Raw genomic sequence first — 19393 nt, forward strand, 5'->3', positions numbered from 1 at the left:
TACGATGCAAATATAAAGAGAATATTTGAAAGGTTGGGAAAAAAGGATAAAGATGTTACTCTCTCGTAACTTTTATTATTGTCGTGTAATTTATGAGTAATAGGCTGAATAGCAATCTATGATGGAGACTTATTCTTATAAAATAGTTTGTTGTATTCTTTACTTTGCATCCATAAACATTCCGCCTCGTAAAACTGTTGCAGGCGAAACGCGCGATGCGGAAATTAAAACTTATGGATTATGGATGAGAAAAAGGAATCTGTAAGAGGATTGTTTTTAATCCCTTACATGGAAAAGGTTATCGGAACCTTGAGAGCAAACAGGAAACTGCCAGCGGTGCGTACATATACCGCTACCAAGAACTCGTTTGTGAAATTCAGCGAAGAGAAAGAACTTCCGATGGAAATAATGGAGGTCTTTACTCCGAGCAGGTTGAAAGAGTATCAGAACTGGTTGCGTTGCAGGGATGCCGAATGGAATACGGTATCCACTTATATGCGCACACTCAAAGCGGTGTATAACAGACTCGTGTCAGAAAAGGCACTCGTTTACGACAGGAAACTGTTCAGCGATGTGTACACAAAGGTGGAATCACAAACCAAGCGTGCGCTGTCCGCAGGGCAAATGGGTACGCTCCTTCATACGAGGTTTGAAGAATTACCTGAAAATGTACAATATGCGCTAGCTTATTTTCTACTGATGTTCTTGTTTCATGGGATGCCGTTCATTGATTTGGCTTATCTGCGGAAAAAGGACATGAAAGGAGACTGTATCGTTTATTGCCGCCACAAGACCGGACGGCAGATAACAGTACGTATCCCACCCGAAGCGAGGGCTTTACTGGAGCAATATTCTAATAAGGATGACAGCTCCATCTATCTGTTTCCCATTTTGGACAGGCAGGTAGAAGGTGGAAAGACAAAAGACACCGAAAAACTGTATGAATGCTATGGGAAGGCATTGGGAAGTTTCAATCGGATACTTGCGAAAATAGCCTCGTTGTTACTTCCGGGTGTGGAAATAAGTTCTTACACCGCGCGCCATACTTGGGCTACGTTAGCTTTTCATGCAGGCGTCCCCATTGGCATTATCAGCAAGGCACTCGGACACTCGTCTATCAAGGTAACGGAAACTTACTTGAAACCTTTTGATAATGAAAAGGTGGACGTGGCGAACGATGCATTGATAGGCTCTATAACCAAATACGGGGAGGAGAAAAATGCTGCATAGAAGTTTGTAATACAGAATTTTGTTTGTATGGTATTACTTAGCAAGTAACGGGTTTACTACCGGGAATTACTTAGCAAGTAACGGAGTATTCAAGTCACAAAGTTGAAAAAAATCCCTCATAAATCCAAATAAAAGTTTATAAATATCTACTGATCTACTAAAATTTATTCAAGTATCGGAATACACACAGGCACAAACAATATATTACTCCGATCTGTACTTTAAAATATTCATAAAAGCACACGATACCTACTTCCATTTTTGACACCTCAAATACGGAATATCATTCTTCGTGCCTTTCTCATTGACAGAATGTGTTTTCTTATTATATACAGACTTAAAAAACGCTTTTTCCCAGCCTGTGAAAAGAGCATACTCCGTTACTTGCTAAGTAATGGTTAAAAAAGCAAGATAACATGCTATCTGTATGTACACAAACAACTATCACCGTGTTATATGGCATTTCTTCAAATAATGTCATGCAATCGGTAAATATCTTTCTTTCCGAAGAGGGCTTGTCTAAATTGTGTAGTCCGTTACCGGATATAAACCTTCTGGGCATACTGGAGGCAGCTACGGAGAAATCTAATCACCATATGATGTTCGTAACTGAAAAGTTTTATATTCACCATGCTAAGACTGCTAATAAAAAAGGTGTTCTGAATGAAGTAGTACGCACGTTTTTGGCAGATATTAAAGTAACCGATTGATAACCTGTAAATCGCTTGTACCATGATGAATATACCTGAATATATAAAAAAAATAAAACTGGGGGCTGTCTGTTGCGGGTTGCTTTTCACCCTGCTTTCTAATGGTTATGCAGGTCAGCCAAAGGGAATAATGGGTGTGCCCGGTAAACCGTTGATGCTCTACTTTCGTTTTGACAAGGAACTGGTGGACAGTGGATATATGGACAACAGCCGGACATTACGCCATATGGAGGAATTGTTCAGTGATCACCAATTATGTGGGCGTATCGATTCCATTAGCATTTTTTCTTTTGCCTCTCCTGATGGTAATCTTACCTATAATGAAAGGCTGGCATGCCAACGTTCCATGGCGGTAAAGGGATATCTAGTATGGAAATATCCTCACTTAGACCAATATCGCATATATCCCCGTCCGCAAGGTGAAAACTGGCAGGAATTGCGTTGTTTGATCGTAAACGATGAGTGTCTGCCGAACCGAGAAGAGGTACTGCATATTATTGATTGCTATAAAGAATCCCAACGTTGTAAGACATTACTGAAGAAGTTGAACAGGGGTATTCCTTACCGTTATATCCGTGACCGGCTGTTACCTTATTTGCGTAACGCTGCCGTGTGCATGGTATGGATAAGACGGGATAGTCTACCTGCACTTCCCCATGCTGTTTTTTCTAACCCGTACAGCATGAAAACAAGAATGATGTCAAGCATAAACCAAACTGATGAATGCGAGAATAACAACCTTATATCCTATTCGCAAAAAATTAAGGAGGTATCCTTTCGTAGCTGTCCGCTGATTGCCGTGAAAACCAATTTGCTGTTCGATGTTGCGCTGATGCCTAACGTGGAGATAGAAGTGCCAATAGGCAAATGCTGGTCGGTGAACGGGGAATACATGTTTCCGTGGTGGTTGCTGAAGAATAACCAATGCTGCCTTGAAATCCTCTCGGGAGGTCTGGAAGGACGATATTGGCTAGGCAGTAGAGACAATCGCATGGACCGTGATGTTTTGACCGGACATTTCTTTGGACTGTATGCCGGAGGAGGCAAGTACGATCTGCAATGGAAAGAGAATGGCTATCAGGGTGAGTTCTTCATCGCTGCAGGCGTCAGTTATGGCTATGCCCACCGGATAGCCTGCAACCTGCATCTGGAATTTAACATCGGTGTTGGGATGCTCCGCACCGATTACCGTCATTACCATGCTCGCGACAACTACCAAACCCTGCTATGGCAGGAGAACGGCAAATATACATGGTTCGGTCCCACGAAAGTGAAGATTTCGCTGGTATGGTTGCTGAACCGCAAGGTGAAAATAGGGAAAGGAGACAAAAGATGAATGGTGAACGACTGACTATGGGCGGTGGACGGGCTGCGCTGGCATCTGCCTGGATATATCAATGGACATTTCTTTGCCTGTTATTCCTATTGGTGAGTTGTGGCCGTCGTGAACTGACCTATTCCGATGAATCGGAGATACTCCTTATCGCTGATTGGGGCAAAGCAGGATTAAGTGAGCAGGAAGGACGTTATGGCGCTACCGCCATATTCTACCCTACGAACGGAGGCACGTCCCTTACGGTGTTGATGGGTGACCGTAGCCGCAAGAGTGTTCGATTGAAAGAAGGATGCTATGACATTGTACTATTCAACCGTTCGTTCGATGATTTCAGCAGTATCGCTTTTCGTGGGATGGAAACCCACCACACATTGGAGGCTTATGCTAGGAACATACAGGTCAAGGGGACGGATAATGGCAAAATGTCTATGGATAGTCCCGATGAGCTAGCCGCTGACTGTGTGGAAGGATTTGAGGTGACTCCCGACATGCTGGGCAATTACGGAGTTTCTCCCACGAGGAGTATGGAAATCCAGTCTCCCTGCCAGCTCTGCTTCAATCCCCGCAAGTTGACCAAGGAGATAACTGCCACCTTCCATATCAAGGGGATGAACAATATCCGTTCCGCCACCTGTACGCTGGGCGGTATGCCGGAATCCGTGTTCCTAGCTTCGGGTAAGTCTTCGGAACGGACGATGACACAGCAGTTCGGGTTGGATAAGAAAAACTATTTGCCCGGCTCGCAGACGGAAGGCACGATGAGTGCCACGTTCAGTGTGTTCGGTTTTGACGAGAGCATTCTTCACGAGGTGCATTTTAAGGCTCAGCTCGTGGACGGGGAAACGGAGTTTGTTGAGGAACTCAATGACATAACGGTGAATTTGTCGGAAGACAGCGAGGGAACTGTCCATATCACCATCGATGTGATATGCGGAGAAACTGTGCCCACGGTGAAACCCGAAGGCAGTTCGGGCATGGATGCCGATGTGGATAGCTGGGACGAGGAAGAGAATAGGGATATAGACATATAAGGAAACTATAATTTAATTGTAATTAAAAAAAGACTGAAATGAGGACAAAAAATTTAATGATGGTAATGGCAGTCCTTGCACTGGCAGGCTGCTCGCAGAATGAAGTGACTGATATGAACCCGGATGCGCATCCGGTGATCGGATTTGATGTGTACACGGGTGTACAGACGAGAGGAGCTGAAACAGACTTGGGCGCATTGAAAGTGTCGAATGCCGGTTTCGGCTTCTTCGCGTATAAGACAGCAGGTGAGTGGAGTTCGGTGGGCTCTGATGCCACACCCGATTTCCTGTACAATGAACATGGTACATGGACGGACGGAAGTCCGTCCGGTAGCTGGGGATATACCAATACTCGTTTTTGGCCTACCAACGATGACAAGATCAGCTTCTTCTCCTATGCACCCTATGAGGCCAGTCCGACTGACGGAAGCAATAAAGGCATCAAGTTGTCTGGAAAAACCGATAAAGGGGCTCCTGTCCTTGATTTTGCTTTGACAACAAGCAATGACTATAAGGACATGGTGGACTTAGTGACAGACTGTAGGGACGACATCAAAAACCAAATCGCCACGAGCAACAAGGCTAATGCGGGGATCGTTTCTTTCAAATTCAGCCATGTGCTGACGAAAGTGGCGGACATCAAGGTGAAGCCTGACCAGTCTTTGGGTACTGATATAAAAATATATGTGAAGGAACTGAAACTGCTACCGGGAACCAACAAACTCCAGAACAAAGCGAAATACCAATTTTCCGATGGCAAATGGGGGGCTGCTTCAGAAGGTGCTTCCTATTTCACGAGTGAGCTGGATTTGTCGGGCTTCCTAAATAAAGATACAAGTGTGGATTGGTGTGGTTACACCACCCCGTCTGTGGATGTAAGCAGTACTACAGCCACTTCGTTATTCCCTTCGGGGCAAGCGCTTTACTTTATCCCGGTGGACAACGTAACCGGAACAGGTGTGAAAGGTGATTTGAAGTTGAAAATAAAATATGCCATCGTGACAAAAGTATCTGATAGTACAAATGTGACCAGTGAAACCGAGAAAGAAGTGGAATTGCCCCAATATACTTTCAAAAAAGGAACGGCACATACTTATACACTGACTATCAAACTGAATACCATTGGCATTACTGTTGATGATTCAGCTATCAACTGGGATACAGCCACCGGTGAAGATCTGAACGTTGAATAACGCTTCCGAAACCTACAGGCCGGACGGGGGTGAATCTCCCCCTTTCCGGTCATGTAATAAATAAAGAGTAGAACATACGGAATATCCATGATGATAAAAACAAACGACCTGATAGCCATGACACTCGGTTTGCTGATGGCATTCTCCGGATGCCAAACGGAGAAAGAAACACCGGATAAGCCGGAAGGAAGCATTCCGGTAGGTTTCTCGGGTGATATGCCCGAAACAAGGGCAGCGACGGAGTACGGTTCGGTAGCCGACCTTACCGCCATAGGCGTGTTCGCCTACTTCACTAACGGAATGTTTAGTGAGAGTGGTTCCATCCCCAATTTCATGTACAACCAGCAGGTAGAACGGCAGTCGGTAGATGGAAGTTGGATATATGCTCCCGTGAAATACTGGCCGGGCAACACAACGGACAAAATAAGCTTCTTCGCTTATGCTCCTTATGTTGGTGAGACGGAAAATAGCAACCTTTCCTTTCAGGATAAAGGAACGGCAAGCGGATTTCCGGTACTGGGTTATACCGTCCCCCCAGTCGAAGCCGACCAGATGGACTTTCTTGCTGCGACTCCGGTAATGAACCGAAATGATGGTAATGTAAGTTTCAAACTGCACCATACGCTAACCAAAGTTAATGTTTGGGTAAAAAACAATGATAATACGGAAGGAAAATCTGTGACTTCCTTCTCCATAACGGGGATCAAGAGTGGAACGCTGATTTACTATGCCCCTACGGCTGATACCGACAATGGTTGGAAGTGGGCATATCCCTCCTCTGACGTTAAGGAAACTTTTACCGCTGACATAACAAATTTCCCCGTACCAAATACTATTTTGGAAGGTAAGAAACTGCTTGCCACCTTTTTTCTGCTTCCTTTCGGGGAAGGAAGCCAGTTCAGCATCACTTATCAGTATACGGCAAAGGATGCAAATGATAATACCATTACTCAAACCATCAACAAGGAAAATCAGCCTTTACCTTCGACTGACAGTTGGAGCCCGGGAGCTTCCGTAGGATATACCATCGGAATCGCAAGAAAGACTGTCTCCGTGATGCAGGAAGATGGTTCTGTATCTTGGGAAGAAGACACAGGCTCTGAGACGGTAAAAGGAACTGAAGGGGAAACAGGAAGCTGACTAGTCTAACAGGCTAAGTATAAGTTTTATAAAGAAATATGGATTTAAAACAAGATAACTACCCAGATATATGAAATCTTTCACCTGCATAATCTTTTGGGGCATCCTTCTGATTTGTAACGCATGCACCGACGAAAACGAAACAAATAATGGAGTAATAACGGATCTCTATAATGGCGTGCCCCTAAACGTTCAAGCCATAATAACCGGTTTTGAAAACTCTCCCGGCTTCGGGAAGCCTTCTACGCGTACCTTTGTGGCGGACGAACATCTAAAGACGAAGTTTGCCGATGGTGATTCTATTGGTGTTTTCGCAGTGAAAGGTGGTGCAATAGTGGATGGTATCGATAATATCCCACTGATTTACAATGCGTCAGGCAGGAACTGGAACTCTGTGGAGAATGGAAAGACGCTTTATTGGTATGATGGAATAAGTTATGTCGCATACTATCCATACAGGAAAAATATCACAATAGACGCCTCAGAGGACATGGATAAAATCATAGCCTCGTTGGTCGGGAATGAAAAATTGCAACCTGCACAAGATCAGTCCTCACCAGAAAAACATGTATCCAGCGACCTTATGATTGCCATTGGTGTTCTTGACACCAACCTTTCTTCCATAATCCTAAGTTTTCCGTTTCACCATCAGTTTACGTTGCTTGTGTTGCATCCACAGGCATATATAGGTTGTTTTGCTCCCGTAGATGCGGGTTTTGTATACCACAAGGAATCAAGAATCTTAAGAACAGACTCAGCGGCTATAAATGTAGATTTGAACGGTATTACTCCTTATCGGATAGACTCTTTGAAATATTGCGCCATTGTTCTACCACAAGAAAATGCACAGATTTCGGGAAAATATCGAACCACCAACGGGAGAGATGGTACAGATACACAGATTAACTACTCCGGCAGTTCCATCGCTTTTGCTTCTGGAAAGTGCTATATGCTGAAAGTAATCAGTCCTGTACCCGGCATAGGGAGTACGGAGAGGAAGCTCTACCCCGGAGATTTTATCTTTCAGAATGAGGAAGAGCAGCGAATAGAGGTGTATCCCGGAGACGGGGAGTTGGAAAATGATGGGAAAATTTATGATTATGGAAATGCTATTGGAATGGTGATCACTTGTGATCCTAATAAAATGACAGACGAAAAATGCAATGAAAAAGGATGGAAACATGCTTATGTGATGGGATTGAAGAATTTAGGGATTGGTCGTTGGGGGAGGATGGGACGATTGGAAACAGGCATTACTCCAATGACAAAAGATGATGAAGATCTTGAGAAAAACATGAATGGTTACTCTGAAACGGAACAGATGCTGAGTAATTATGCTGAAGATGTCCTGGATAGCTGCCGTTCCTTCAAATTGATAAATGACTATAGGGTTACGGCAGCAGTACCCGAAGGACTTAAACTTAAACGTAGTCCATGGTTTATACCTAGTATTGGTCAGTGGTTTGATATGCTAGTGAATATTTGTGGAAAGTCACCGAGAGCTTTCCAAAATAATACCGGTAATGGCTTGAATGACACAGAGTGGGGACGAGAAACACTGGATAAACTGACAGAACAGTTATTTAAAGTAGCCAGTCCGTTACCAGAGTTTACAGGTGATCGCAGACTTGGTTTTAGTTGCAGTTCCCAATATGATAAAAATAGAAACTGGATGTTACTCTGGCATATTGATGATCCCGGGTTTCCTACTTGGAGCAGGATCTGCTTACAAGGATATAGTAAAGCTGCATCCTGGAATGTCCGTCCGTTTTTCGCTTTTTAATCGTTATACCTGCTCCTACAAAGAATGAAATACATTTGTATAGAAGATAGTAATTCGGTTGCAAACCTATCCATCTGCTATCGCTTTTAATCAATATCTTAGATATCCTTTTGCCCTAAACGTGATTTGATATCTTTGTATACCTCTTCCATCAGCCATTTGGGAGTGGATGTGGCACCGCATACTCCGATCGAACTCACTTCATGGAGTAAAGAGTCATCAATTTCTTCAGCGCTGTCTATCAGATGTGAATTAGGATTGACTTTGAGGCATTCGCTGAAGAGCATTTTACCGTTAGAGCTTTTCTTTCCGCTAACGAAAAAAATAAGGTCGTGCGATGCGGCAAATTTGCGAAGGTTAGGCATTCGGTTTGCTACTTGGCGGCAGATCGTGTCGTAATATTCGAAAGTTGCATCCGGTGAGATATGCTCTTTGATATAATCTACGATTTCCCAGAACTCATCCAAGGATTTAGTGGTTTGGGAATAGAGACGGATGCTTTTGGAAAAGTCAAGTCCTTTGGCCTCTTCCAGTTTTTCGATGACGATTGCTTTACCGATGGTTTGCCCTACAAGACCTAATACTTCGGCATGTCCATTTTGACCGTAGATGATGATTTGTTTTTCTTCTCCGTCTTCTTGGAGATGTTCTTGTTTGATTCTTTTTTGCAGACGTAGTACGACCGGACAGGTTGCATCGATGATTTCAATATTGTTTTTGCGGGCGATAGCATAAGTTTCAGGTGGTTCACCATGTGCCCTAAGCAAAACTTTGGCATTGTGCAACTGGCTGAATTCTTCATGGTTGATAGTGATTAACCCCATTGCTTTCAGACGTTCTACTTCCCGGCTATTATGAACAATATCACCGAGGCAGTAGAGCGTAACACCTTTTGCCAACTCTTCTTCTGCTTTATGAATGGCTGTCACCACTCCGAAGCAAAAACCAGAACCTTCGTCTATTTCTACTCTTATCATTTTCGAACTACATTGCGGGCATTTACTGTCTTCTTCAACCCGATTTGCGCGTTGTTTGTACCTTCCTTTTTTTATCTATTGCTTTATTATCTTGTTGAATTGCATCGATAACCACTCTTTCTGTTGAGGAATGGTCAGGTTGGTATTATCAAGCAACAAAGCGTCGTCTGCCTTACGTAAAGGACTCACTTCCCGGTTCTGGTCGATATAATCACGTTGTTTTACATTCTCCAGTATTTCGTTGAAATTGACTTCTTGCCCTTTAGCTTCCAATTCTGCAAACCTGCGTTGCGCACGGATTTCAGGAGAGGCTGTAACGAATATTTTCAATTCTGCATCCGGAAATACAGTCGTGCCGATATCACGTCCGTCCATAACAATTCCTTTCTCCTTTCCCATTGCTTGTTGTTGAGCTACCATAGCCTTACGTACAAAATCAAGCGCACTGATCGGACTTACTTTGGAAGAAACCTCCATCGTGCGAATTTTGTTTTCTACATTCACATCATTTAGGTAAGTATTTGGCCGCCCGGTTTCGGGATCTATGCGAAAAGTAATATGTATGTCATTGATTCGGCGTTTCAACTCCTCCGTATTGATAACGTCTCCTTTGAAAAGTCCGTTTTCTATGCTATATAGAGTGACAGCGCGATACATGGCACCGCTATCTATGTAAATATATCCAATTTCCTGTGCCAGGTCTTTGGCCATTGTGCTTTTTCCGCAAGAGGAAAAACCATCGATTGCTATTGTGATTCTCTTCATTATTATATATGTATATGTAATTGTCAGCTTTCGTTTTTCAGTGCTTGAGTTTTTCTTCCTTTGCTCATCACTTTTCACTCTTAATTTTTCACTCCTAAAGTGTCATCGCCAAATTGAATAAGAAGGAAGAAGCGCTAAGATGGTATTTTGCATAAGAAGCGCCTAATTTGAACCGTTTTATTTGTATCCCTGCCCCTGCTGTAAGGCCTGCCCAGTGGCTTGAACCGGCAACTTTCATTTCGTTGGCTCTGCGGAAATTATATCCGAGTGCAATATAAAAATTATCTGTTGGCAGGAAATCCATTCCTATCACGGCATGGTCGAAGAATTTGGAATTTTTCCAGTCGGTCAGACTGTAGAGCGTTGCCGATATACGGAAAGGGGCGTGCGACAGCCGTTTCGTAATGCCCACCTGAACATCGATTGGGAGTTTTTCATGTTTATCCTCAAAAGCCACGATTTGTCCTCCTAAATTCCGGGCCACCAGTGAAAAAGAAAAATCCTTGTCCTGATGATAATAATTCAATCCAAGATCGACACCAATAGCAAATGAAGAGAATTTATCATAATTGGAGTAAATCAGATTAGTTTTTACTCCACCACTCCAGTAGTCACTAAAGTCATAAGAATAAATTCCTGAGAAAGCCATATCTTTGGCAGAGAAAGTCCCCGTAACAATATTTTCCGGTGTAGTCTCTTTCATACTGCCGTAGTTGACGTATTGAGCTGTTACCGCCCAAGTAGATCGTTCTCCCGCTATGTGTGAAAAAGCTGCGCTTGCTACATTCGTACCTTCTATATAAAGCATATAATTTAGATTGAGCGTTTTGTCTGCCACACATGACAGTAATGCCGGATTATTGGTTGCCATTGTCAGATCATCTTCGATGATAGAAATGTTTTCTCCCCCGAGCGCTGTGGCATGGGACGAGATTGGAAGTTTGAGGAATTGGAATACGCTATTATCTGCCTGAGCCTGTGATTTAGCCCAGAAAAGAAGCAATAGTACTGTAATTATATTCTTTTTTAACATTTTAGCAGAAAAAACTGTTCGATGATACTGCATTTCTCAAATATCTGCGTTATATTTGTGGCAGAAAAGCACGTGAGACTCATAACACTGAGAAACACATCTGATTAATAGAACGTATTATTAATATTTATATTATAATTTATGGAAGTTAAAAAATCACCTAAAGCAGACTTGGAGAATAAGAAGTCTACATGGATGCTTATCGGTTACGTGGTGGTGTTAGCCTTTTTGTTCGTGGCGTTCGAATGGACCGAGCGAGACATAAAGATTGATACAAGCCAGGCTTTAGCCGATGTTTTGTTTGAGGAAGAAATGGTTCCTATCACGGAGCAAGAACAGAAAATCGAAGTTCCACCACCCCCTGAAGTGCCGCAAGCTGCGGAAATTCTCGATATCGTAGATGATGATGCAGATGTGGAAGAAACAATAATCGCTTCTACTGAGGATACTGGACAGAAGGTAGAAATTAAATATCAACCTGTAGTGGTTGAAGAAGAAGAACCGGAAGAACAGGAAATCTTTGACGTGGTAGAGCAAATGCCGGATTTCCCGGGAGGACAGGCCGCTTTGATGTCTTATTTATCTAAGAATATCAAGTATCCGACCATCGCTCAGGAAAATGGTACTCAAGGACGTGTTATCGTTCAGTTTGTTGTTAACAAGGATGGTAGTATCGTAGATGCAAAGGTTGCACGCAGTGTCGACCCGTATCTGGATAAAGAAGCCCTCCGCGTGATTAACTCCATGCCTAAATGGAAACCGGGTATGCAGAGAAACAAACCGGTACGTGTGAAATATACGGTTCCTGTTATGTTTAGATTACAGTAATAATTATGTGATATAGAAAAAGGCTGCCGTGAAAGCAGCCTTTTTCTTTAACTATTATATCTATTTTAATTTAAGAACTACCATGTATAATGCATCCCAACTGCTTGATAAGTTTAATGCTCACTTATCTGAATTGCAATTTACCCGTACACCTGAAGGATTATATGATCCTGTAAAGTATGTCTTGTCTATGGGAGGAAAACGTATTCGGCCTGTTTTAATGCTTATGGCTTATAATCTTTACAGAGACGACATTGCTCGTATCTTTAATCCGGCTACCGGCATTGAGGTTTATCATAATTATACACTCCTTCATGACGACTTAATGGATCGTGCTGATATGCGCAGAGGAAAAAGGACTGTCCATAAGGTTTGGAATGATAATACGGCTATTTTGTCTGGAGATGCAATGTTGGTGTTGGCCTATCAGTTTATGGCAGCTTGCCCTCCTGAATGTTTGAAGGAGGTTATGGATATTTTCAATCTGACGGCTCTTGAAATTTGTGAAGGACAGCAGATGGATATGGAATTTGAGCAACGTGACAATGTTCGTGAAGAAGAATACATCGAGATGATCCGTTTGAAAACAGCAGTTTTGCTTGCAGCAAGTTTGAAAATCGGTGCCATACTCGGTGGGGCTTCCCGAGAGGATGCTGAACGTTTGTATGATTTTGGCATGCAGATTGGGATTGCATTTCAATTGCAGGATGATTTGTTGGATGTTTACGGAGATTCGGCCGTCTTTGGAAAGAATATCGGAGGAGATATTTTATGTAATAAAAAGACATACATGCTTATTAAATGTATCGAACGCGCAGGAGAACAACAACTTTCAGAGTTGAATAGATGGATCGTTGCCGAATCTTACCGTCCGGAGGAAAAAATAGCGGCAGTGACTGCTCTTTATAACCAAATAGGTATAAAGTCCATTTGTGAAAATAAGATGCGTGAACATTATATGCTCGCTATGGAAAGCCTTGAATCGGTTTCTGTCGCTGAAGGAAAGAAAAAAGAATTAAAGAACCTAATGAAACATTTGATGTACAGAGAAATGTAAATTCAGATGCCTTACAGACGATTACCAAATACAGATCAGGCGAGAATACGAACGCTGAAGTCGGCGATCGAAAAGAGTGATGCATCTAAAGTTAGTGAAATGGCCATCTCTCTTAATTCTTTGTCTGAAGCCCGTAACTTTCTCTCTAAATTTGAGGTAGCACACCGTTATTATATGCAATGTTATGGAGATCAGGTCAAAGCAAGTCCGCGACATCGGACGAATGTGAAAACGGCACGTTTATACATCTCACATTTTATTCAGGTGCTGAATATGTCTGTTTTGCGTTCGGAAGTGAAGCCTGTTCATAAAAAACTTTATGATTTGCCTGTTGACAACTATAGTGTGCCGGATCTGAATTCCGAAATCTCTATGGTGGAATGGGGAAAAAGGATTATTGAGGGTGAAAGAAAAAGAACATCTCAAGGAGGAGTGCCCATTTACAATCCTACTATTGCAAAGGTAAAAGTGCATTATGATATTTTTGTCGACAGCTATGAAAGGCAAAAGGCATTACAGGCATTAACCAACCGTAGTCTGGAGGAGCTTGCATCTATGCGTGTGTATGCCGACAAACTGATATTGGATATTTGGAACCAGGTCGAAGCCAAATATAAGGATATAATTTCCAATAAAGTTCGTATTGATAAGTGCCGGGAATATGGGCTGATTTATTATTATCGTACGGGTGAAAAACAGTTGGAGTAATTTGATGTAATATGCTTGTTGATTCTCATTCACATTTGTTTTTGGAAGAGTTTGCTGAAGATCTTCCGCAAGTTATTAAACGTGCGCAGGATGCTGGTGTCACTCATATTTTTATGCCGAATATTGATAGTACTACCATTGAACCCTTGCTTTCTGTATGCGCATCTTATAAAGGGTTGTGTTTCCCCATGATAGGACTTCATCCCACTTCTGTTAACGAGTCGTATAAACAAGAATTGGATATTGTTTTCCAACAGTTGACCGCTCCAAATGATTTTGTTGCCATTGGCGAAATAGGTTTGGATCTTTATTGGGATAAAACTTTCTTGAAAGAACAGCTTGTCGCTTTTGAACAACAGGTTGAATGGGCATTGGAATACCATTTGCCCATTGTGATCCATACCCGGGAAGCATTTGAATATATATATAAGGTATTAGAACCTTATAAAAGAAGCGCATTGACGGGTATTTTCCATAGTTTTACAGGTACGGAGGAAGAGGCTTCCCGTCTACTCGAATTCTCAGGCTTCGCATTGGGAATAAACGGTGTGGTTACATTTAAAAAATCACAATTACCTGAAGTCTTGAAAAATATTCCTTTGTCTCGCATCGTTTTAGAAACGGATTCTCCCTATTTAACACCGGTGCCGAACCGTGGAAAAAGGAATGAAAGTGCCTATGTAAAGGACACCTTAATGAAAGTTGCCGACATCTATCAGATAGCTCCGGAAGTGGTTGCTGAAGCCACATCTGAAAACGCCTTAAAAGTGTTTGGAATGCTCAAATAAGCTTCTTGAGGTTTTAAAATATATTAATTTGAATAGTTTCTTAGCGATAAAAAGGAGATAATGCTTTAGAAGAAGAAAAAAAAGGATACATTTGTAGCTGAAAATGCTCCAACCTGTAAAGGGAGAGATGCTCGAGTGGTTGAAGAGGCACGCCTGGAAAGCGTGTATACGCCAAAAGTGTATCGCGGGTTCGAATCCCGCTCTCTCCGCGGATAAACCAGAAGGAAACAACTAAAATAAATACAATAATAATTAATTAATTAATCTTAAAAATTAGACACACAATGAAAAAGTTATTCGCAATTGTTGCTGTGATGGGAGTCTTAACATTTGGCTCAACTCAACTTGCTCAGGCTCAAGACGCTCCTGCTGCTGAACAAACAGAACAGGCTGCCCCTGCTGCTGTAGAACCGGCTGCCGCTGATGCTCCTGCTGCTGGCGTTGAGGAAGGTGGTATCCACAAGGAAATTAAAGTGAAATTCATCGAAGGTACTGCATCTTTCATGAGTTTGGTAGCTATCGCTTTGGTTATCGGTTTAGCTTTCTGTATTGAACGTATCATTTATTTGAGCTTAGCTGAAATCAATACTAAGAAGTTCATGGCTTCTATCGAGGCTGCTTTGGAAAAAGGTGATGTGGAAGCTGCAAAAGACATCGCACGTAACACCAGAGGTCCTATCGCTTCTATCTACTACCAAGGATTGATGAGAATTGATCAAGGTATTGATGTAGTAGAAAAATCAGTCGTTTCTTATGGTGGTGTACAAGCTGGTTATCTTGAAAAAGGATGTTCTTGGATCACACTGTTTATCGCAATGGCTCCGTCACTCGGATTCTTGGGTACTGTAATCGGTATGGTTCAGGCATTTGATAAGATCCAGCAGGTAGGTGATATCTCTCCGACGGTTGTTGCTGGTGGTATGAAAGTTGCTTTGATTACAACTATCTTCGGTTTGATCGTTGCTTTGATCCTTCAGGTATTCTACAACTACGTTCTTTCTAAGATTGAAGCTCTTACAAGCGAAATGGAAGATTCTTCTATCTCTTTGCTTGATATGGTAATCAAATATAACTTGAAATACAAAAAATAATCTGAGATGAGTAAGTTATCATATAAAATATCGTATTACGTACTGTACGCAATGTTCGCTCTGATCCTTGTGGTACTGGGCCTGTTCTTCTTCGGAGGAGATGCTCAGGGAGCTGCAGTGATGTCGGGCGTTGATCCGGAGATGTGGCAACCAGCGAATACAGATGCATTGCTGTATTTGATGTATGCTCTTTTCGGAGTTGCAGTAGCTGCAACTATTATTGCTGCTATTTTCCAATTTGGTTCAGCATTGAAAGATAATCCTGCAAATGCCATTAAATCATTAATAGGTTTGATCCTTTTGATTGCTGTATTGGTGGTTTCATGGGCTATGGGTAGCGGTGAAACTCTTAGGATACCGGGATATGACGGAACAGATAACGTTCCTTTCTGGTTGAAGTTGACTGATATGTTCCTCTATTCAATCTATTTCTTGCTGGGTGCAACTGTTGTTGCTATCATCTTGAGTAGTATTAAGAAGAAATTATCATAATCCAATTGGGCTTGCTCAATTAAATATAGTTATACTATGGCAAAAGGAAAAAGAAAAGTTCCTGATATAAATTCAAGTTCTACGGCGGACATTGCTTTCTTGTTGCTGATCTTCTTCTTGATTACAACTTCAATGGATACAGACCGTGGTTTGGCAAGACGTTTGCCGCCACCACCTGAAGTTGATAAACCACAGAATGATGCTGACAAAGTTAAGCAACGTAACGTTTTTCAGGTCTTTCTGAATATGTATGACCAATTGATGGTCAACGGAGAGGTTATGGACGTTCAGCAGTTAAGAGCAAAGGCTAAGGAATTTATTGCAAATAAATACAATGATGAAACATTGCCCGAGAAGAAATCGAAAGATGTAGAATTTTTCGGCAATGTGATGGTTACTGAAGCTCATGTGGTTTCTTTGCAAAATGACCGTTCCTCCTCATATCAGGCGTATATTGATGTTCAAAATGAATTGGTTGCTGCCTACAATGAACTGCGCGATGAACTCGCTATGGAAAAATGGGGCAAGAAATATTCTGAATTAGATGAAGAAAAGCAAAAAGCTGTTCGTGAAATCTATCCTCAGAAAATCTCTGAAGCTGAACCTAAAAAATATGGAGAAAAGAAGTAATGGGAAAATTTAATAAAACAGGTAAACGTGAAATGCCTGCGTTGAACACTTCTTCTCTACCGGACCTTATTTTCACGTTGTTGTTCTTCTTCATGATTGTAACAACTATGCGTGAAGTAACACTGAAGGTTGAATTCAAGGTTCCGCAAGCAACAGAATTAGAGAAGCTTGAAAAGAAATCATTGGTTACATTCATCTATGTAGGTAAACCTATGCAGGAGTTTCGTAAGAAAATGGGTTCTGAAAGCCGTATTCAGTTGAATGATGCTTTCGCTGAAGTATCTGAGATTCAAGATTACATTATTGCTGAGAGATCAAGCATGAAAGAGGCTGATCAGGCTATGATGACTGTATCTTTGAAGATCGATAAGGATACAAAGATGGGTATCGTTACTGATATTAAAAACGCGCTTCGTCAAGCGTATGCTTTGAAGATTAACTACTCTTCGCAAATGCGTGAATAAGTTAATTACTATATTATAGAAAAGGTGCTTGGAAACATTTTCCAAGCACCTTTTTTTCTAAACATCCTTATCTTGATATTATTGAATGAGTTTCTTGTTTGAAATTTGTATGCGGTTTCGGCAGATACTTGACCTTTTATCCCTTGACCTTCATTGAACGTTGTAAACTTCTTTATGGATTCTTCTTTTCACTTCTTCAAAATCCCGGTCGCACTGCAAGTCACCTTTGACCATCAAATACATGGGAAGGAACGGATCCCCGGGTTTGTAGGGCGGTTGTTGATACTCTTTCTCCCATAGTGTGAATCCCTGGCGTTTATAGAAATTGATACGGCGTTGGGCCATTTCCTCTACGGGCATTTCTACTTCCAGAACGATGGGACGATGTAAATTTCCACTTAAATGTTCTAAGACGCTTTTTCCGTACCCACCGTTGCGTTGGTTGGGGTCGATTGCGAAATGTTCTACATAATAGAAGTTGTTGAAATCCCAGTAAGTAATAAAACCGATTGGTGTGTTTCCGTCAAGAATGAGATTATTATGGAAATTATCTGTATGATCGGTATAGTTGCGTAACTCTTCCAAGGAACGATATTCTTCCGGAGGGAAAGCATTGATAAGGAGATTCTCCATGAACTGATAATGTTGTACATCGGATGTACGAATAGGTTGAAGTCTGATCATAAAAACAAGAATTAAATTAATAATTTAATAGACATTATATGGAATAAGAAATTGAGGTGTTGAGATTCAATCGCACTGTTTCCTATTCCGTATAGACTCTCTGATGAAGTTATTTATTTGTTAGTATAAAATTCGATTATGTTTTGGATAGATCGCTGACAGACCGGACAGAACGTGGGATATTTATTCGTGCGCATGCGACAGTCGAAAGCCGGTCGGTAAATGCCTTTCGCTGAATATCCTCCTCCTTCATACAGCCCCACGGGACATTGATCTTGCATGTTTTCCGGTGTAGGTACCGGGGTACCCGCTGGAATCATGTCTTCCCATTTGGAAGCGAAATCCACACGTGTAGTGATATTCGGTTCCCACGGCTCTATATCGAGTGGATAAGTGTCGGTCATGACATCGTCGTCATAGAAATATTCATCGCCCAATCCTCCGAAGCTGTGCCCGAATTCGTGTGCTACGACAGGCTTGAAAGCCGGATGATGGGCTGCGGTCAGCGTGTATGAATTGTAGATACCTCCTCCGCCATATACCTCGGTGTTGGCGATGATGATGATGTGTTCATAAGGTATGCCGGCGAGCGCATTATGGATTGCTTTTATCTGATTGCTTGTTAGGTAGCGTTCGGAGTAGAAAGTATCGAAATGTGAGTTGTAGGCAGTCTGCTTCCATTCGTTCTTGCGGGGAACGCTTACTCCGCTATCGTCCGACGGACTAGCTACGGCCACCAAGTTGAACCGGTTTTTCATTGATTTGAAAGGTTCGTAATAGAAGAGGCTTTCGCAGGTCTTTTCGGCATCTTTGTAAAACTGTTCCATTTCAGCTTCGGTATAGCCTTCCGCAAGAATGGCGACATCGATGCAGTCGGCTTCATTTCCGCTTTTCAGTATGTATTTATGTGGGGTGACGTGTGACGTTCCACGCTCATGAATCAAGATGTCGTCCGGACGAACCGTGTGTTTCAGGGAAGCCGTCACTTTCCGTTCCGGGCTAAGCAATGTGATTTCTATTTTAGCCGGACGCAGAGGATAGGGGAGTAAAAAACTGTTTTCGAATCCTTTGGCTGTTTCTTTGGCTTCATCCGTTGTGAGCCACTCCTGGAAAAGAGAAGAAAAGGAAGTCTTGTAGATGCATTGTCCCGTTGCCAGGTCGGTCATTGTGATCTGGCCGTTACCTTCCAGAGGAAGCTCGGACAAATGATGCCGGCGTCCTGCCCAGGACGGCAGGCGGGAAAGTTCGTCCAAGTAGATGGACTGGTGGTCGGCATCACCGGTGAAGATATAATCTACCCGTAAGGTCTTATCGGCAAAGTAGTCTGCAAAATTCTGCGTATGCAGGTTTAAAACCACTAGAAGACAAAGAATTAAAAGTAGGTTCCGTTTCATATTTAGCGAATATTTATGTTTTTACAAATGTACGAACAATTGCCGACTTATTCCATTTT

The 19393-nt window shown here is 42.2% G+C and carries 20 protein-coding genes and 1 tRNA gene; 16 read left to right on the forward strand and 5 right to left on the reverse strand.

What is annotated here, in order from left to right; all coding sequences use genetic code 11:
• The first annotated feature begins 240 nt into the window (after window positions 1–240).
• The 7 genes from H8744_RS09140 to H8744_RS09170 all read left to right on the forward strand — a co-directional run bounded on the left by H8744_RS09140 (window position 241) and on the right by H8744_RS09170 (window position 8423).
• Entirely contained in the window at window positions 241–1230 is a 990-nt protein-coding gene (locus H8744_RS09140; protein WP_262434542.1) for a tyrosine-type recombinase/integrase, read from the forward strand.
• A 416-nt stretch (window positions 1231–1646) separates the two neighbouring features.
• Window positions 1647–1940: a hypothetical protein gene (locus H8744_RS09145; protein WP_262434543.1), complete on the forward strand. Its 294-nt coding sequence runs from the start codon at window positions 1647–1649 to the stop codon at window positions 1938–1940.
• A 22-nt stretch (window positions 1941–1962) separates the two neighbouring features.
• Window positions 1963–3276, forward strand: a complete 1314-nt coding sequence (locus H8744_RS09150) for a DUF3575 domain-containing protein (RefSeq protein ID WP_262434544.1) — start codon at window positions 1963–1965, stop codon at window positions 3274–3276.
• A complete protein-coding gene (locus H8744_RS09155) occupies window positions 3228–4307 on the forward strand; it encodes a DUF5119 domain-containing protein (RefSeq protein ID WP_262434545.1) in 1080 nt (359 codons plus the stop codon). The genes H8744_RS09150 and H8744_RS09155 overlap by 49 nt, the downstream gene beginning before the upstream one ends.
• A gap of 38 nt (window positions 4308–4345) precedes the next feature.
• Window positions 4346–5500 (forward strand): fimbrillin family protein, encoded by a 1155-nt coding sequence (locus H8744_RS09160; protein ID WP_262434546.1) that lies wholly within the window; start codon window positions 4346–4348, stop codon window positions 5498–5500.
• Between the two features lie 87 nt (window positions 5501–5587).
• Window positions 5588–6640, forward strand: coding sequence for a fimbrillin family protein (locus H8744_RS09165; protein ID WP_262434547.1), 1053 nt, complete (start codon window positions 5588–5590; stop codon window positions 6638–6640).
• A gap of 70 nt (window positions 6641–6710) precedes the next feature.
• The gene (locus tag H8744_RS09170; RefSeq protein ID WP_262434548.1) at window positions 6711–8423 is read left to right on the forward strand and encodes a fimbrillin family protein; all 1713 of its coding nucleotides are present in this window, start codon (window positions 6711–6713) and stop codon (window positions 8421–8423) included.
• Between the two features lie 98 nt (window positions 8424–8521).
• Here the strand turns inward: H8744_RS09170 and H8744_RS09175 are convergent, their stop codons facing one another.
• The 3 genes from H8744_RS09175 to porQ form a co-directional block, all read right to left on the reverse strand.
• Entirely contained in the window at window positions 8522–9400 is an 879-nt protein-coding gene (locus tag H8744_RS09175; RefSeq protein WP_262434549.1) for a 4-hydroxy-3-methylbut-2-enyl diphosphate reductase, read from the reverse strand.
• Window positions 9401–9475: 75 nt separating this feature from the next.
• Complete coding sequence (gene cmk, locus H8744_RS09180) at window positions 9476–10165, reverse strand: (d)CMP kinase (protein ID WP_262434550.1); 690 nt, start codon at window positions 10163–10165, stop codon at window positions 9476–9478.
• 94 nt (window positions 10166–10259) lie between these two features.
• Window positions 10260–11198, reverse strand: a complete 939-nt coding sequence (gene porQ, locus H8744_RS09185; RefSeq protein ID WP_262434551.1) for a type IX secretion system protein PorQ — start codon at window positions 11196–11198, stop codon at window positions 10260–10262.
• 141 nt (window positions 11199–11339) lie between these two features.
• Between porQ and H8744_RS09190 the strand changes: the two genes are divergently transcribed.
• The 9 genes from H8744_RS09190 to H8744_RS09230 all read left to right on the forward strand — a co-directional run bounded on the left by H8744_RS09190 (window position 11340) and on the right by H8744_RS09230 (window position 17256).
• Window positions 11340–12026: an energy transducer TonB gene (locus tag H8744_RS09190; RefSeq protein WP_262434552.1), complete on the forward strand. Its 687-nt coding sequence runs from the start codon at window positions 11340–11342 to the stop codon at window positions 12024–12026.
• Between the two features lie 82 nt (window positions 12027–12108).
• A complete protein-coding gene (locus H8744_RS09195; RefSeq protein WP_262434553.1) occupies window positions 12109–13083 on the forward strand; it encodes a polyprenyl synthetase family protein in 975 nt (324 codons plus the stop codon).
• A 6-nt stretch (window positions 13084–13089) separates the two neighbouring features.
• A complete protein-coding gene (locus H8744_RS09200; RefSeq protein WP_262434554.1) occupies window positions 13090–13791 on the forward strand; it encodes a hypothetical protein in 702 nt (233 codons plus the stop codon).
• A gap of 11 nt (window positions 13792–13802) precedes the next feature.
• Window positions 13803–14579, forward strand: a complete 777-nt coding sequence (locus H8744_RS09205) for a TatD family hydrolase (RefSeq protein ID WP_262434555.1) — start codon at window positions 13803–13805, stop codon at window positions 14577–14579.
• Between the two features lie 121 nt (window positions 14580–14700).
• Window positions 14701–14788: transfer RNA gene (locus tag H8744_RS09210), tRNA-Ser, on the forward strand.
• Between the two features lie 75 nt (window positions 14789–14863).
• On the forward strand, window positions 14864–15670 hold the full coding sequence (locus H8744_RS09215) for a MotA/TolQ/ExbB proton channel family protein (protein ID WP_007484259.1): 807 nt from the start codon (window positions 14864–14866) through the stop codon (window positions 15668–15670).
• A gap of 6 nt (window positions 15671–15676) precedes the next feature.
• A complete protein-coding gene (locus H8744_RS09220) occupies window positions 15677–16162 on the forward strand; it encodes a hypothetical protein (protein ID WP_262434556.1) in 486 nt (161 codons plus the stop codon).
• A 36-nt stretch (window positions 16163–16198) separates the two neighbouring features.
• On the forward strand, window positions 16199–16792 hold the full coding sequence (locus tag H8744_RS09225) for an ExbD/TolR family protein (protein ID WP_262434557.1): 594 nt from the start codon (window positions 16199–16201) through the stop codon (window positions 16790–16792).
• The gene (locus H8744_RS09230; protein ID WP_262434558.1) at window positions 16792–17256 is read left to right on the forward strand and encodes an ExbD/TolR family protein; all 465 of its coding nucleotides are present in this window, start codon (window positions 16792–16794) and stop codon (window positions 17254–17256) included. The genes H8744_RS09225 and H8744_RS09230 overlap by 1 nt, the downstream gene beginning before the upstream one ends.
• A gap of 150 nt (window positions 17257–17406) precedes the next feature.
• Here the strand turns inward: H8744_RS09230 and H8744_RS09235 are convergent, their stop codons facing one another.
• Together H8744_RS09235 and H8744_RS09240 are read right to left on the reverse strand one after the other, a co-directional pair.
• Complete coding sequence (locus tag H8744_RS09235; RefSeq protein WP_262434559.1) at window positions 17407–17940, reverse strand: GNAT family N-acetyltransferase; 534 nt, start codon at window positions 17938–17940, stop codon at window positions 17407–17409.
• A 113-nt stretch (window positions 17941–18053) separates the two neighbouring features.
• Window positions 18054–19334, reverse strand: coding sequence for an IgA Peptidase M64 (locus H8744_RS09240; protein WP_262434560.1), 1281 nt, complete (start codon window positions 19332–19334; stop codon window positions 18054–18056).
• Window positions 19335–19393: the final 59 nt, after the last annotated feature.

The sequence above is a fragment of the Jilunia laotingensis genome, assembly GCF_014385165.1.
GTDB lineage: Bacteria > Bacteroidota > Bacteroidia > Bacteroidales > Bacteroidaceae > Bacteroides > Bacteroides laotingensis.

Coding starts and splice junctions, on each gene's coding strand:
- H8744_RS09140 (WP_262434542.1), top strand. CDS start 241: ATGGATGAGAAAAAGGAATCTGTAAGAGGATTGTTTTTAATCCCTTAC.
- H8744_RS09145 (WP_262434543.1), top strand. CDS start 1,647: ATGCTATCTGTATGTACACAAACAACTATCACCGTGTTATATGGCATT.
- H8744_RS09150 (WP_262434544.1), top strand. CDS start 1,963: ATGATGAATATACCTGAATATATAAAAAAAATAAAACTGGGGGCTGTC.
- H8744_RS09155 (WP_262434545.1), top strand. CDS start 3,228: ATGGTTGCTGAACCGCAAGGTGAAAATAGGGAAAGGAGACAAAAGATG.
- H8744_RS09160 (WP_262434546.1), top strand. CDS start 4,346: ATGAGGACAAAAAATTTAATGATGGTAATGGCAGTCCTTGCACTGGCA.
- H8744_RS09165 (WP_262434547.1), top strand. CDS start 5,588: ATGATGATAAAAACAAACGACCTGATAGCCATGACACTCGGTTTGCTG.
- H8744_RS09170 (WP_262434548.1), top strand. CDS start 6,711: ATGAAATCTTTCACCTGCATAATCTTTTGGGGCATCCTTCTGATTTGT.
- H8744_RS09175 (WP_262434549.1), bottom strand. CDS start 9,400: ATGATAAGAGTAGAAATAGACGAAGGTTCTGGTTTTTGCTTCGGAGTG.
- cmk (WP_262434550.1), bottom strand. CDS start 10,165: ATGAAGAGAATCACAATAGCAATCGATGGTTTTTCCTCTTGCGGAAAA.
- porQ (WP_262434551.1), bottom strand. CDS start 11,198: ATGTTAAAAAAGAATATAATTACAGTACTATTGCTTCTTTTCTGGGCT.
- H8744_RS09190 (WP_262434552.1), top strand. CDS start 11,340: ATGGAAGTTAAAAAATCACCTAAAGCAGACTTGGAGAATAAGAAGTCT.
- H8744_RS09195 (WP_262434553.1), top strand. CDS start 12,109: ATGTATAATGCATCCCAACTGCTTGATAAGTTTAATGCTCACTTATCT.
- H8744_RS09200 (WP_262434554.1), top strand. CDS start 13,090: ATGCCTTACAGACGATTACCAAATACAGATCAGGCGAGAATACGAACG.
- H8744_RS09205 (WP_262434555.1), top strand. CDS start 13,803: ATGCTTGTTGATTCTCATTCACATTTGTTTTTGGAAGAGTTTGCTGAA.
- H8744_RS09215 (WP_007484259.1), top strand. CDS start 14,864: ATGAAAAAGTTATTCGCAATTGTTGCTGTGATGGGAGTCTTAACATTT.
- H8744_RS09220 (WP_262434556.1), top strand. CDS start 15,677: ATGAGTAAGTTATCATATAAAATATCGTATTACGTACTGTACGCAATG.
- H8744_RS09225 (WP_262434557.1), top strand. CDS start 16,199: ATGGCAAAAGGAAAAAGAAAAGTTCCTGATATAAATTCAAGTTCTACG.
- H8744_RS09230 (WP_262434558.1), top strand. CDS start 16,792: ATGGGAAAATTTAATAAAACAGGTAAACGTGAAATGCCTGCGTTGAAC.
- H8744_RS09235 (WP_262434559.1), bottom strand. CDS start 17,940: ATGATCAGACTTCAACCTATTCGTACATCCGATGTACAACATTATCAG.
- H8744_RS09240 (WP_262434560.1), bottom strand. CDS start 19,334: ATGAAACGGAACCTACTTTTAATTCTTTGTCTTCTAGTGGTTTTAAAC.